We start from the raw sequence: 14,244 nt of genomic DNA, 5'->3' as shown, positions 1-14,244 counted from the left end.
GGCCGGCTCGGTCACTCGCTTAACAGGGCTGTGGTTTTGCGGCGATGGCGCGGTTCTGGTTCCGTATCCATTCGCTCCAAGATCCGGCGTACAATTTCGAACCGTGCAGGCCTGCGATCTCCATCGCCAGCAGATTATGACAAGCCGTAACCCCGGAACCGCACATATGCGTGATTTGACTCGGAGCGAAATCGTCGATCAGTTGGCGGAATTGCCGTTTCAGCTCGGCGGCCGGCAGAAAACAGCCTTGAGGGTCCAGATTCAATTGAAAAGGCCGGTTCAAGGCCTTGGGTACATGGCCGGCAACCGGGTCTATCGGCTCCTGCTCGCCTCTATAGCGTTCCGGCGTTCTGGCATCGATTAATTTGATGTTGGCGGCAGCCAGGCCGTTTTCGATCTGACTGGCTGACAGCCATTGCGAGTCATCGAGATAAACTCGGAAATGACGGGGCTCAATGTTAGGCAGGGCGGTGGTCAGAAGGTGGCCTGCCTTGCGCCATTGCGCCAAGCCGCCATCGAGCACGGCGACCTGCTCATGCCCCATGCAGCGCAATAGCCACCATAGTCTGCCGGCAAAGGCGCCGCCGGTATCGTCATAGGTGACAACCTGGCTGTTGTTATGCACGCCCCAACGGCCCAGTTTCGCGGTCAACTGCGAAAAGTCCGGCAGCGGGTGGCGGCCAGTGTAATCGCGGACGGCCGACGATAAATCTTTATTTAGGTCAACATAACGCGCCCCTGCGATGTGGCCAGAGCGGTAGGCTTGGGCGCCGGCTTCCGCATCGGACAATGAAAAGCGACAATCAAAAATCACCCAGTTTCGGTCGTCGAGATTTTGCGCAAGCTCTTGGGCTGAAATGATGGTTTTGTATGACATGTTTATACCGTTAAGATGATTTTACCTGTATGCAGGCCGCTTTCCATGAGCTCATGGGCGGCGGCCGCTTCGGTTAAAGGATAGCAGCGGTGTATGACCGGCTTGATGGTTCCTGAGGCCAATAAGGGCCAGACCCGTTGTCGGAGTTGTTCGGCGATTTGGGTTTTGAATTCGTCATCCCGGCCTCTTAATGTGGAGCCGGTAATGGTCAGACGCTTCTTCATTACCGACCATAAATTGATTTCGCTTTTGGCGCCGTGTTGTATGGCGATTTGCACCAAGCGGCCCTCGATGGCCAATGATTTCAGATTGCGGGGAAAGTAATCGCCCGCCACCATATCCAGGATGACGTCGACCCCATCACCATCGGTCAGTTTACCGACTTCTTCGGCGAAATCTTGTCTTTTATAATCGATGGCGGAATCGGCGCCTAATTGGCAGCAAAAACGGCATTTTTCGGCGCTGCCGGCGGTAGCGATGACGTTGGCGCCGAACGCCTTGGCTAATTGAATCGCGGTCGTGCCGATGCCGCCGCTGCCGCCGTGAATTAACAGCGTTTCTCCGGCCTGCAATTGGCCTCGATCGAACACATTGCTCCAGACGGTGAAAAATGTTTCCGGCAACGCCGCTGCTTCGATGAAATCAAGCGTTTCTGGAATGGGCAGGGCGAGGCTGGCGCGAGCCAGGCAATATTGCGCATAGCCGCCACCGGCGACCAGCGCGCAAACCCGGTCGCCTATTTTTAGATGGCTGACCTGATTGCCGATTGCGACGACGGTGCCGGCTACTTCCAGGCCCGGGATGTCGGAGGCGCCGGGCGGCGGCGGATAGTGGCCCTGGCGTTGCATGATGTCGGGGCGATTGATGCCGGCCGCGGCGACTTCGATCAGCACTTGATTATCGCCCGCTATCGGCATTGCGCGTTCGCAGGGTTTTAATACGCCGGCGCCGCCGGGGGCGGTAATTTCTATCGCAATCATGATTATTTATTCAGTTAAAAGGCTGAGAAGACGTATTATATGCAGTAAAATTAAGCGTGATAAATTTTTTAGAGAGATAAGGCATAACATGATTAGAGCGGGCATTGTCGGAGGAACCGGCTATACAGGCGTAGAGTTATTGAGACTTTTGGTTTTGCATCCAGGCGTTGACGTGACGGTCGTCACCTCGCGTTCCGATGCCGGTATGCGAGTCGATGCGCAATACCCTAGCCTGAGAGGTTTGTGCGATGTGTCGTTTACGGAACCTGAAGTCGATGCATTGGCCGACTGTGATGTGGTGTTTTTTGCGACGCCGAACGGCACGGCGATGCTGATGGCGGAATCGTTGCTGGCGCACGGAGTAAAAGTCATCGATTTGTCTGCGGATTTTAGAATCAAGGATGCTCTGGAATGGAGTCGCTGGTATGGGATGGAGCATGCTTGCCCCGAACTGATTGCCGAAGCCGTATACGGTTTACCCGAGGTCAATCGTGAACAAATCAAACAGGCCCGTTTGTTGGCCTGTCCGGGGTGTTATCCGACTGCCGTGCAGTTGGGCTATTTGCCGTTGATCGAGCGGCAATTGATCGACTTCGAACATCTGATCGCCGATGTCAAATCAGGCGCCAGTGGCGCCGGTCGCAAGGCGCAGGTGCCAACATTGATGAGCGAAACCGGGGAAAGCTTTAAGGCCTACGCCGTTGCCGGCCATCGTCACTTGCCCGAAATCAGCCAAGGTTTGGCAATGATGGCGGGAAAACCAGTGGGGTTGACCTTCGTGCCACATTTGATCCCGATGATACGCGGCATACATGCGACCTTATACGGCCGGTTGACCGGTGACGCGGAAGAACTGCAAGCCTTGTACGAGGAACGTTATGCCGAAGAGCGTTTCGTTGATGTCTTGCCGGCGGGGGCGCAACCCGATACCCGCAATGTCAAAGGCAGCAACAATTGTCAGATCGCGATTCATCAGCCGCAGGGCAAGGATACCGTCGTCGTATTGGCGGTAATCGATAATCTGGTTAAGGGCGCCGCAGGCCAGGCGGTGCAGAATATGAATCTGATGTGTGGACTGGATGAAAGCGTCGGCTTGGATATCGTGGCGCTGTATCCATAACCTGAGTTCGGGTTAATAAACCAGCCTGTATCAGCTATCTCTTCCAGAAGAGGCCGTGAACGCGGAATCTGACAGCCAAGGATGGTGGAAATGCCGCGCACACTTCTTCCAGAGCTACCTGATACCGTCTTAACCCTTTGTTTGCAATATATGATTCTTTTATCCCGAACTGAGGTTATCCATAAATCCAGCAATTCTACATTTGAGCATTGTTGAGCTGTTTAAGATGGAGACGAGGAATGCGATTATCCCTCGTCAAGCCTTCTCCCGTACTCTTTGGTTTCTAAACTGGGGCTGCGGTCATAAATCTTGACTAAAATGCTTGGTAAAGTCATAATTGCCGTCAACCTAACTTAATCGATAAGTTTTTTTATGGCAGATCCAATTATTTTTACAGACAGCGCCGCAGAAAAAGTCGGCGCGTTAATCGCCGAAGAAGGCAATGATAATCTGAAACTGAGAGTCTATATCACCGGCGGTGGTTGTTCCGGTTTTCAGTATGGCTTTACCTTCGATGAGGAGGTCAACGAAGACGACACTAAAATCGAGAACGGTGGCGTCACGGTGTTGGTCGATTCGATGAGCGTTCAATATTTGACTGGCGCCGAAATCGATTACAAAGAAGACCTGTCCGGCGCTCAGTTCGTCATTCGGAATCCTAATGCGACGACCACCTGCGGTTGTGGCTCATCCTTTTCCGCTTAATCCCTTTTTACCGGGATAAATTCCCCCCAAAATCGCGGGGGCGTTCGCTCCCGTCGCCTTGTAAAGATTGCCGGGTTGGTTGAGCAGCGTTTGCCTGGCCAGCCAGGCAAACGCGACCGCTTCGACGTGATCCGGGTTGATGCCGTAATCGCCGGTGGAAGACACCGAGTGTTGCAGGTTTTCAGCAATCAACTGGACTAAATGATGATTATGGCAGCCGCCGCCGCAAATCAGCGTTTCTTGGGCATCCGCCGCATATTGACTGATATCATCGGTGATGGTGTCTGCGGTAAGCTGGCAAAGCGTTGCTTGGATGTCTTCGGACGGAAGTTCCGGGAACTGATTGATTTTATGTTCTAGCCAGAAGCTGGAGAAATATTCCTTTCCGGTGCTTTTGGCGGGCGCTAATTGAAAATAGGGATCATTTTTAAACTGAGCCAATAACAGCGGGTTGACTGTGCCGCTGCGCGCCCAATCTCCGTTCCGATCATGGCTTTGATTCAAGTTTTTTCTAATCCAATAATCCATCAGCGTGTTGCCGGGACCTGTGTCGAATCCCAGTACGCAATCCTTGTTGATTACGGTGATATTGGCGATGCCGCCGATATTGACGACGCAGAAATTTTCTTTATGTCGGCTAAAAAAGCTTTGGTGGAAGGCCGGCACCAATGGTGCGCCTTGTCCCTGTGCGGCGATGTCGCGTCGACGCAAGTCGGCGACGGTGGTGATGCCGGTGGTTTCGGCAATGATGTTGGGATCGCCAATTTGCAGCGAAAACGGAAACCGGCTTTGCGGAGCATGGAAAACGGTCAAGCCGTGACTGCCGATCGCGTTAATCGACTCGGCCGATAGTGCGGTTTTTTTTAGCAGCGCGATCACCGTTTCGGCGAACAGGCGTCCTAGGCGCGTGTCCATGCTGCCATAATCGGCGAGCAGGATAGGCTGTTCCGGTTGGCTGAGATGGCGAATTTGTTGCTTCAGCGATTCGCTGAAAGGCAGATAGTGGAAGTCGACGACCCTGCATTGGTCATCGCTAAAATCGACGAGACCAGCGTCGATTCCATCGAGGCTGGTCCCTGACATGAGGCCGATATAAAGTTCAGACACGCGTCACTGTTGGTTTTGCGCCAGTAATGTGCTTGCCTTGGCTTTATCCAGTTGCGCCAATAAAGGAGCCGTTTGCGCCTTGAATTCGGCTAATAGTGATTTATTGATCGGGTTGGCTTTTGGCAGCTTGACCGTTAACGGATTGCGATGCACGCCATTGACGCGGAATTCATAATGTAAATGCGGTCCGGTCGCCAAGCCTGACATGCCGACATAGCCTATGACTTGGCCTTGTTTGATGCGGTTGCCGGTTCTTTGACCTTTTCTGAATTTAGATAAATGCGCATACAGTGTCGTATAGGTTTGACCGTGTTGAACAATGACGACATTGCCATAGCCGCCTTTTCTGCCGCGGTAAATGATTTTGCCATCGCCGGTAGACTTGATCGGTGTGCCGGTGCGGGCGGCATAATCGACGCCTTTATGGGCGCGTATCCGATTCAATACCGGATGTTTGCGTTTTAGATTGAAGGGCGAGCTGATGCGGGCAAAGTCGACCGGGGTGCGCAGAAAAGCCTTGCGCATGCTATTACCGTCGGGGGTGTAATAGTCGGCATTGCCTTTCGGATCTTCGAAGCGCACTGCGGTATAGACGTCGCCTTGATTGACGAACTCTGCGGAAATGATTTCACCGCTATCGAATTCTTGGCCGTCGACGAATAATTTTTCATAAACGACGGTAAATTGGTCGCCGTCGCGCAAGTTCAGTGCGAAGTCTATGTCCCAGGCAAAAATATTAGCCAGTTCCATGATCAACTTATCGGAAAGTCCGGCGTTTTTGCCGTCCAGGAACAATGAGGAGTGTATCGTAGCTTGGGCGCTGGTGACTTGTTTGTCTATTTGCTTGCTCAGCTTCTCGACCTTGAAGTCGTCGTCGTGTCGACTTGCGAATAAGGTTTCGATCGAGTTCTTATGATATAAAAGCTCTTCCAGTTGACCGTCGCTATTGACCTTGGCGACTAGGTCCTTGCCGGGGTTGAGCGAGGCAAATAATTTGCCTGTGTCATTGGCGTGGATGATTTTGTGTAAATCCGTTTTGCTGAGATCCAAGTCGGAGAAAATCGTGGATAAGCTTTCGCCGTTTTTGACGGTGTGTATGATCTCCTTGAATTTATCGCCGGTGTCCTCAATCGCTTCAAGCGCATCATCACTGGCCGCATCAGCGACAATCGGGCTGTCGATTTTAAGCGTCGCGGGTTCCGCAACTACGCTGACTTCAGTCAGCGATTCACTATTGTTGTCACTAGAGGGGGAGATCAGTGCGTAACAGGCACTTGCCGCGACTATCGTGCTGCCGCCGAATAACAACGATTTGAATATTTTATTTTTCACTGGACTGAGCTCGATTGATATTAATTGAAAACCGCATATCGCATGCAAATTAATAAATGTTCGGATTGATTATAGCTCAAATAGGATTTTTGTTCTTAAGAGCCACTTAAACGGCATATAATAAACTAATTTTTTTTAGATGACAGGGGAAAAAAATTGCAGCAAGAAATGTTGGAGCAACTCCGTCGGGGTGTTGATGAAATATTGGTTGAATCGGAATTTATCAAAAAGCTGGAAGAGGGAGGTTCGCTCAGAATCAAGGCGGGATTTGATCCAACGGCTCCGGATTTGCATTTAGGGCATACCGTACTGATCAATAAATTAAAGCAGTTCCAGGACTTAGGTCATCAGGTGCTGTTTTTGATTGGTGATTTTACCGCGATGATCGGTGATCCGACCGGCAAGAATGTCACCCGCAAGCCATTGACCCAGGAAGAGGTGGTCGAGAATGCCAAGACCTATCAGGAGCAGGTGTTCAAGATACTGGATCCGGATAAAACCGAAGTCTTGTTTAATTCGACCTGGCTGAATTTCATGACGCCGGCGGATATGATTCAATTGGCGGCCAAGCATACCGTGGCCAGGATGCTGGAGCGCGATGATTTTAGCAAGCGGTTCAAGGGCGGTCAGGCGATTGCGATTCACGAATTCTTGTACCCTCTGTTGCAGGGACATGATTCGGTGATGATGAAAGCCGATGTGGAATTAGGGGGCACCGATCAGAAATTCAATCTGTTGGTCGGTCGCCATTTACAGGAAATTGATGGGCAAAAACCGCAAACAATCCTGACGATGCCGATTCTGGAAGGATTGGATGGTGTGCAGAAGATGTCCAAATCGCTGAATAACTATATCGGTATTTCCGATACGCCGGATGATATGTTCGGCAAGATCATGTCGATTTCCGACGAATTGATGTGGCGTTATTATGAATTGCTCAGTTTTAAGCCGATGGAGGATATCAATCGTTGGCAGCAGAACTGTGCAGAGGGGGCTAACCCAAGGGAATACAAGGTTGCCTTGGCGCAAGAGATTATCGAAAGGTTTCATAGCGCCGACGCGGCCAAGAAGGCCTTGGAAAGTTTCGAGGCCCGTTTTCAACGCGGTGCGATGCCGGAGGAAATGGATGAGATGACGTTGCAGGCCGGAGAAAGCGGCATGCCGATTGCGAATCTATTGAAAGAGTCCGGTTTGACCAAGAGTACATCCGATGCGATGCGTATGATCAAGCAAGGTGCGGTCAAAATCGACGGCGAAAAAGTGGCGGATCCTAAATTGCTGATAGCCGCCGGCACCCAGCAGGTCTATCAGGTCGGCAAAAGAAAATTTGCTCGAATTCAAATAAGTTCTTGACTCTGTCGAGGGGAGCTGTAAAATACGCCTTCTTTCGTTGATTGGGTTCGACGGAAGGACGCAGGAAGCGGTTGGAGCTGAAAGTTGGCTGGGGTTTTTGAGGGTCGCCGGGAGGCGGTTCGAAAGGGCCGAAAAAAACTTTTGACAAACGGATTTGAGGCTGTATAATGGCCGGCTCTTTCGAGGTGATCGAGGCGGAGCTTGCTCTGTCGGATCGTTTCGAAGTCGCCAGGACGGCGGCAAAAAAAGTTGAAACGGAGGTTGACAAGTTGAGATTCTGCTGTAAAATAGGCGAGCTCAACAGGGCTTCGGTCCTCGGCCGGTTGATCCGGTCACGCTCTTTAACAAACAAGTCGAAATAATTTGTGTGGGTACTTGTGGTGGATATTTTAGACTGTATTAAGATATTCGACACAGATATTCGCGTCAATACATGTTTTATGAATTTACGTACAATTCTGCGTCGAGCCAAGATTGGATACTCGTCTTATTGAGTATCAAGCATTATTAAACTGAAGAGTTTGATCATGGCTCAGATTGAACGCTGGCGGTATGCTTAACACATGCAAGTCGAACGGCAGCGCGGAGAGCTTGCTCTCTGGCGGCGAGTGGCGGACGGGTGAGTAATGCGTAGGAATCTGCCTAGTAGTGGGGACAACTCGGAGAAATCCGAGCTAATACCGCATACGCCCTACGGGGGAAAGCGGGGGCTCTTCGGACCTCGCGCTATTAGATGAGCCTACGTTAGATTAGCTAGTTGGTGGGGTAAAGGCCTACCAAGGCGACGATCTATAGCTGGTCTGAGAGGATGATCAGCCACACTGGGACTGAGACACGGCCCAGACTCCTACGGGAGGCAGCAGTGGGGAATATTGGACAATGGGCGAAAGCCTGATCCAGCAATACCGCGTGTGTGAAGAAGGCCTGAGGGTTGTAAAGCACTTTCAATTGGGAGGAAAAAGCATCGGCCAATACCCGGTGTCTTGACATTACCTTTAGAAGAAGCACCGGCTAACTCCGTGCCAGCAGCCGCGGTAATACGGAGGGTGCGAGCGTTAATCGGAATTACTGGGCGTAAAGCGTGCGTAGGCGGTTGTTTAAGTCAGATGTGAAAGCCCCGGGCTTAACCTGGGAACTGCATTTGAAACTGGGCAACTAGAGTTGAGTAGAGGGGAGTGGAATTTCAGGTGTAGCGGTGAAATGCGTAGAGATCTGAAGGAACACCAGTGGCGAAGGCGACTCCCTGGACTCAAACTGACGCTGAGGTACGAAAGCGTGGGTAGCAAACAGGATTAGATACCCTGGTAGTCCACGCCGTAAACGATGTCAACTAACCGTTGGGCGCATTAAGTGCTTAGTGGTGGAGCTAACGTATTAAGTTGACCGCCTGGGGAGTACGGCCGCAAGGCTAAAACTCAAATGAATTGACGGGGGCCCGCACAAGCGGTGGAGCATGTGGTTTAATTCGATGCAACGCGAAGAACCTTACCTACCCTTGACATCCTCAGAACTTGTTAGAGATAACTTGGTGCCTTCGGGAACTGAGTGACAGGTGCTGCATGGCTGTCGTCAGCTCGTGTCGTGAGATGTTGGGTTAAGTCCCGTAACGAGCGCAACCCTTATCCTTAGTTGCCAACACGTGATGGTGGGAACTCTAGGGAGACTGCCGGTGATAAACCGGAGGAAGGTGGGGACGACGTCAAGTCATCATGGCCCTTATGGGTAGGGCTACACACGTGCTACAATGGCCGGTACAAAGGGCAGCGAACTTGCGAGAGTCAGCAAATCCCAGAAAGCCGGTCTTAGTCCGGATTGCAGTCTGCAACTCGACTGCATGAAGTCGGAATCGCTAGTAATCGCGAATCAGAATGTCGCGGTGAATACGTTCCCGGGCCTTGTACACACCGCCCGTCACACCATGGGAGTGGGTTGCAAAAGAAGTGGGTAGTCTAACCTTCGGGAGGGCGCTCACCACTTTGTGATTCATGACTGGGGTGAAGTCGTAACAAGGTAGCCCTAGGGGAACCTGGGGCTGGATCACCTCCTTACAAAGACAGCTAAACGCCGTCATGAGTGTCCACAACAAATTATTTCGATTGAAAGTATGAGCCTGGGCCTGTAGCTCAGTTGGTTAGAGCGCACCCCTGATAAGGGTGAGGTCGGAGGTTCAAATCCTCCCAGGCCCACCAATTTTGCGCAGTACGGCGTTCAATGATCACTCGCATACCTAAGTATGCTTCGTCATCATTCGCCTTGTTCTGCACAAAAGCCATTTTGCGTGATTGAGTAGTAATCAGTGCGAATGGACAAAAGCTTGGTTGGATTTTACGCCGGATTTTTTAGGCTAGGCAAGGCGCACGAAGGCGTGAGAGAAGGAGCATACATCAGTATGTGACTGAGCGAGCGACGAGAGCAACGCCGCATAGCGTAAAAAAGACCAGTAAAAAGGGGCCATAGCTCAGCTGGGAGAGCGCCTGCCTTGCACGCAGGAGGTCGGGAGTTCGATCCTCCCTGGCTCCACCATTACACAGACTAACTCTATAAGGTTTGAGAAGACTTTATAGAATTAGGCTTTGTAGAAAGTTTAATAGCTCTTTAACAATGTGGAAATCTGTAAACGAATTAAAGTAAAACCGTAAGGTTAAATTTTAATGAGTTCTCAAGCAGAAAAAAAGCGAAAATGTCAGCTGATTGATATAACACAGCAGACTGGACGCGAAGCGAATCGGGGATTGATCGATTTAGTTTTTAAATTGATTGATCGACGGTAGGCTGAGTGAACAGACTGATTGGGGTTATATGGTCAAGTGAATAAGCGCATACGGTGAATGCCTAGGCAGTAAGAGGCGAAGAAGGACGTTGTAGCATGCGATAAGCTGCGGGGAGTTTGCAAACAAACTTTGATCCGCAGATTTCCGAATGGGGAAACCCAATGGGCACAAGCTCATTATCTTGCTCTGAATACATAGGAGTAAGAGGCGAACCGGGAGAACTGAAACATCTAAGTACCCCGAGGAAAAGAAATCAACCGAGATTCCCTAAGTAGTGGCGAGCGAACGGGGACCAGCCCTTAAGCATTTAGCAAGTTAGTAGAACAGTCTGGAAAGTCTGGCGATACAGCGTGATAGCCGCGTATACGAAAACTTATTAAGTGTGAAATCGAGTAGGTCGGAGCACGTGAAACTTTGACTGAACATGGGGGGACCATCCTCCAAGGCTAAATACTCCTTACTGACCGATAGTGAACCAGTACCGTGAGGGAAAGGCGAAAAGAACCCCGGAGAGGGGAGTGAAATAGATCCTGAAACCGTATGCGTACAAGCAGTGGGAGCCCCGCACCTAAATTGTTTTGGGCGGAGACTCTTCAGCGTTAACTTAACGTCATCGAACACTGAGCGATAGTGCCTAAATAAGGAATTTAGGTGCGGGGCAGGCCCCGCTATGATGACAAAAAATAACAAAGAAGAGACTTGAGATCGAATGTATTATGCTTATGTGCTTCAATCGGAAGCAGAAGATGATAGGTTTTACCTGGGAAGTACGACGGATTTAAAACGTCGTATGCAAGAACATGACCAAGGTAAAAATAAGTCGACGAGAGGATATCAATGGAAATTGGTGTACTACGAAGCTTATCTATCTGAAGCCGCATCTAGAGAACGAGAACATAAACTCAAGCAAGACGGTCGAGCCAAACGGTTCTTAATGCAGCGCATTAAGACGAGTTTAAAAACAACTTAGGGGCTTGCCCCGCACCTAAATTCCCAATTAGATGCGAGGTAAGTCAATGAATCACAGTGCTCAATAAAGCATTGTAGATATCCGTGCCAGAATAATTTAGGTGCGGGGTGACTGCGTACCTTTTGTATAATGGGTCAGCGACTTACATTTTGTGGCCAGCTTAACCGACTAGGGGAGGCGTAGCGAAAGCGAGTCTTAATAGGGCGTTTAGTCGCAAGGTGTAGACCCGAAACCGGGCGATCTATCCATGGCCAGGTTGAAGATCAGGTAATACTGATTGGAGGACCGAACCCACTTATGTTGAAAAATGAGGGGATGAGCTGTGGATCGGAGTGAAAGGCTAATCAAGCCCGGAGATAGCTGGTTCTCCTCGAAAGCTATTTAGGTAGCGCCTCGTGTATGACTGCTGGGGGTAGAGCACTGTTTCGGCTAGGGGGTCATCCCGACTTACCAACCCGATGCAAACTCCGAATACCAGCAAGTTTGAGCACGGGAGACACACGGCGGGTGATAAGGTCCGTCGTGGAAAGGGAAACAGCCCAGACCGTCAGCTAAGGTCCCCAAATCTATGCTCAGTGGAAAACGATGTGAGAAGGCCCAGACAGCCAGGAGGTTGGCTTAGAAGCAGCCATCCTTTAAAGAAAGCGTAATAGCTCACTGGTCGAGTCGGCTTGCGCGGAAGATTTACCGGGGCTAAGCATAGTACCGAAGCTACGGATTCAGACAACGTCTGAGTGGTAGAGGAGCGTTCTGTACGCCTGCGAAGGGAAGTTGAGAAGCTTCCTGGAGGTATCAGAAGTGCGAATGCTGACATGAGTAACGATAATGGAGGTGAAAAACCTCCACGCCGAAAGCCCAAGGTTTCCTGCGCAACGTTAATCGACGCAGGGTTAGTCGGCACCTAAGGCGAGGCCGAAAGGCGTAGTCGATGGAAAACAGGTTAATATTCCTGTACTTGTTATAACTGCGATGGGGTGACGGAGAAGGCTAGGTCAGCTGCCTGTTGGAATAGGTAGTTTAAGCGTGTAGGGAGTGAAATTAGGCAAATCCGGTTTCACAATCCTGAGGCGTGACGACGAGTCTCTTTATAAGGAGACGAAGTGATTGATGCCCTGCTTCCAAGAAAACCCTCTAAGCTTCAGGTTATGACGAGCCGTACCCCAAACCGACACAGGTGGGTGGGATGAGAATTCTAAGGCGCTTGAGAGAACTCGGGTGAAGGAACTAGGCAAAATGGTACCGTAACTTCGGGAGAAGGTACGCCCTTGTTAGGTGAAGGCCCTGCGGCTGGAGCTGAAGAGGGTAGCATTAAACTGGTGGCTGCGACTGTTTAGCAAAAACATAGCACTCTGCAAACACGAAAGTGGACGTATAGGGTGTGACGCCTGCCCGGTGCCGGAAGGTTAATTGATGGGGTTACCCCTCACCTAGATTATTTAGAGCCATGTATTACGTTTACGTGCTGTATAGTCGGACGGAAGATGAATTTTATCTGGGTTCGACGATTGATTTAAAAAAACGTCTGCGCCAACACAGGCAAGGCGAGAACAAATCGACAAAAAAAGCACAGGACTGGATCGTATCTTATTATGAAGCCTACTTAACAGAGCAGGCGGCAAAAGGACGGGAAAGTCAGTTAAAACGAAGTGGCAAAGCGTATCACAGCTTAAGACAGCGGATACGGGAAAGCATAGATAATCTAGGTGAGGGGGAAGCTCTTGATCGAAGCCCCGGTAAACGGCGGCCGTAACTATAACGGTCCTAAGGTAGCGAAATTCCTTGTCGGGTAAGTTCCGACCTGCACGAATGGCGTAACGATGGCCACACTGTCTCCACCCGAGACTCAGTGAAATTGAAATCGCTGTGAAGATGCAGTGTACCCGCGGCTAGACGGAAAGACCCCGTGCACCTTTACTATAGCTTTACACTGGACTTTGAGCCTACTTGTGTAGGATAGGTGGGAGGCTTTGAAGCGGCGACGCCAGTTGTCGTGGAGCCATCCTGAAATACCACCCTGGTATGTTTGAAGTTCTAACCTAGACCCGTTATCCGGGTTGGGGACAGTGTATGGTGGGTAGTTTGACTGGGGCGGTCTCCTCCCAAAGAGTAACGGAGGAGCACGAAGGTACCCTCAGCATGGTCGGAAATCATGCAATGAGTGCAAAGGCATAAGGGTGCTTGACTGCGAGACGGACAGGTCGAGCAGGTACGAAAGTAGGTCTTAGTGATCCGGTGGTTCTGAATGGAAGGGCCATCGCTCAACGGATAAAAGGTACGCCGGGGATAACAGGCTGATACCGCCCAAGAGTTCATATCGACGGCGGTGTTTGGCACCTCGATGTCGGCTCATCACATCCTGGGGCTGAAGCAGGTCCCAAGGGTATGGCTGTTCGCCATTTAAAGTGGTACGCGAGCTGGGTTCAGAACGTCGTGAGACAGTTCGGTCCCTATCTGCCGTGGGCGTTTGAGATTTGAGGGAAGCTGCTCCTAGTACGAGAGGACCGGAGTGGACGATCCTCTGGTGTTCCGGTTGTCACGCCAGTGGCATTGCCGGGTAGCTATGATCGGACAGGATAACCGCTGAAAGCATCTAAGCGGGAAGCCCCTCCCAAGATGAGATCTCACTGGGACCATGAGTCCCCTGAAGGGCCCTAAGAGACTATTAGGTTGATAGGTCAGGTGTGGAAGTGCAGTAATGTATGAAGCTAACTGATACTAATTGCCCGTGAGGCTTGACCATATAACACCCAATCGGTTTGATAATCGAAAGCGTGTGATAGGCAGCCTGACAAGACGCTTTTCAATGCACGAGAACGAACGGATACAGATTTCCATGGATCAACCTAGACGTTGATCATGACAGTTGGTAAGACGACCCGTCGAAACCAGCTAAACACCTTTGCTTGGTGAACATAGCGAGAGTGAACCACCCGATCCCATCCCGAACTCGGCAGTGAAACCTCTTAGCGCCGATGATAGTGTGGCAGGTTGCCATGCGAAAGTAGGGAATCGCCAAGCTTTATTGAAAA

Annotated in this window: 8 protein-coding genes, 2 tRNA genes and 3 rRNA genes; 9 read left to right on the top strand and 4 right to left on the bottom strand. The window is 50.8% G+C overall.

Annotated features, from left to right (window positions below):
* Positions 1 to 19 precede the first annotated feature (19 nt).
* Complete coding sequence (locus Q9L42_RS00430; protein ID WP_305906604.1) at positions 20 to 877, bottom strand: sulfurtransferase; 858 nt, start codon at positions 875 to 877, stop codon at positions 20 to 22.
* Positions 878 to 879: 2 nt separating this feature from the next.
* Positions 880 to 1,857 (bottom strand): NAD(P)H-quinone oxidoreductase, encoded by a 978-nt coding sequence (locus Q9L42_RS00425; RefSeq protein ID WP_305906605.1) that lies wholly within the window; start codon positions 1,855 to 1,857, stop codon positions 880 to 882.
* 88 nt (positions 1,858 to 1,945) lie between these two features.
* Between Q9L42_RS00425 and argC the strand changes: the two genes are divergently transcribed.
* Both argC and erpA read left to right on the top strand, forming a co-directional pair.
* Positions 1,946 to 2,977: an N-acetyl-gamma-glutamyl-phosphate reductase gene (gene argC / locus Q9L42_RS00420; RefSeq protein WP_305906606.1), complete on the top strand. Its 1,032-nt coding sequence runs from the start codon at positions 1,946 to 1,948 to the stop codon at positions 2,975 to 2,977.
* 372 nt (positions 2,978 to 3,349) lie between these two features.
* Positions 3,350 to 3,682, top strand: coding sequence for an iron-sulfur cluster insertion protein ErpA (gene erpA, locus Q9L42_RS00415; protein ID WP_305906607.1), 333 nt, complete (start codon positions 3,350 to 3,352; stop codon positions 3,680 to 3,682).
* Here the strand turns inward: erpA and Q9L42_RS00410 are convergent.
* Both Q9L42_RS00410 and Q9L42_RS00405 read right to left on the bottom strand, forming a co-directional pair.
* Complete coding sequence (locus tag Q9L42_RS00410; protein ID WP_349431712.1) at positions 3,665 to 4,789, bottom strand: anhydro-N-acetylmuramic acid kinase; 1,125 nt, start codon at positions 4,787 to 4,789, stop codon at positions 3,665 to 3,667. The two genes, erpA and Q9L42_RS00410, sit on opposite strands and share 18 nt — an antisense overlap.
* Positions 4,790 to 4,792: 3 nt before the next feature.
* Positions 4,793 to 6,121: an OapA family protein gene (locus tag Q9L42_RS00405; protein WP_305906610.1), complete on the bottom strand. Its 1,329-nt coding sequence runs from the start codon at positions 6,119 to 6,121 to the stop codon at positions 4,793 to 4,795.
* Between the two features lie 168 nt (positions 6,122 to 6,289).
* Here Q9L42_RS00405 and tyrS point away from each other — a divergent pair, with 168 nt between their 5' ends.
* From tyrS to rrf, 7 genes are all read left to right on the top strand, one after another.
* A complete protein-coding gene (gene tyrS / locus Q9L42_RS00400) occupies positions 6,290 to 7,474 on the top strand; it encodes a tyrosine--tRNA ligase (protein ID WP_305910130.1) in 1,185 nt (394 codons plus the stop codon).
* Positions 7,475 to 7,641: 167 nt separating this feature from the next.
* The gene (locus Q9L42_RS00395; RefSeq protein ID WP_349431711.1) at positions 7,642 to 7,836 is read left to right on the top strand and encodes a hypothetical protein; all 195 of its coding nucleotides are present in this window, start codon (positions 7,642 to 7,644) and stop codon (positions 7,834 to 7,836) included.
* A gap of 147 nt (positions 7,837 to 7,983) precedes the next feature.
* A 16S ribosomal RNA gene (locus Q9L42_RS00390) occupies positions 7,984 to 9,522 on the top strand.
* A 64-nt stretch (positions 9,523 to 9,586) separates the two neighbouring features.
* A tRNA-Ile gene (locus tag Q9L42_RS00385) sits at positions 9,587 to 9,663 on the top strand.
* A gap of 258 nt (positions 9,664 to 9,921) precedes the next feature.
* Positions 9,922 to 9,997 (top strand) — tRNA-Ala (locus tag Q9L42_RS00380).
* A gap of 278 nt (positions 9,998 to 10,275) precedes the next feature.
* A 23S ribosomal RNA gene (locus Q9L42_RS00375) occupies positions 10,276 to 13,955 on the top strand.
* A 162-nt stretch (positions 13,956 to 14,117) separates the two neighbouring features.
* Positions 14,118 to 14,233 (top strand): 5S ribosomal RNA (gene rrf / locus Q9L42_RS00370).
* Together the 16S, 23S and 5S rRNA genes with 2 tRNA genes alongside form the textbook arrangement of a ribosomal RNA operon.
* Positions 14,234 to 14,244: the final 11 nt, after the last annotated feature.

This window comes from Methylomarinum sp. Ch1-1 (assembly GCF_030717995.2).
GTDB lineage: Bacteria > Pseudomonadota > Gammaproteobacteria > Methylococcales > Methylomonadaceae > Methylomarinum > Methylomarinum roseum.
This window is presented reverse-complemented; position numbering and strand designations above follow the sequence as displayed.

Excerpts from the sequence above, each read along its gene's own strand:
- Q9L42_RS00430 (WP_305906604.1), bottom strand. The coding sequence starts at position 877 with ATGTCATACAAAACCATCATTTCAGCCCAAGAGCTTGCGCAAAATCTC.
- Q9L42_RS00425 (WP_305906605.1), bottom strand. The coding sequence starts at position 1,857 with ATGATTGCGATAGAAATTACCGCCCCCGGCGGCGCCGGCGTATTAAAA.
- argC (WP_305906606.1), top strand. The coding sequence starts at position 1,946 with ATGATTAGAGCGGGCATTGTCGGAGGAACCGGCTATACAGGCGTAGAG.
- erpA (WP_305906607.1), top strand. The coding sequence starts at position 3,350 with ATGGCAGATCCAATTATTTTTACAGACAGCGCCGCAGAAAAAGTCGGC.
- tyrS (WP_305910130.1), top strand. The coding sequence starts at position 6,290 with ATGTTGGAGCAACTCCGTCGGGGTGTTGATGAAATATTGGTTGAATCG.
- Q9L42_RS00395 (WP_349431711.1), top strand. The coding sequence starts at position 7,642 with ATGGCCGGCTCTTTCGAGGTGATCGAGGCGGAGCTTGCTCTGTCGGAT.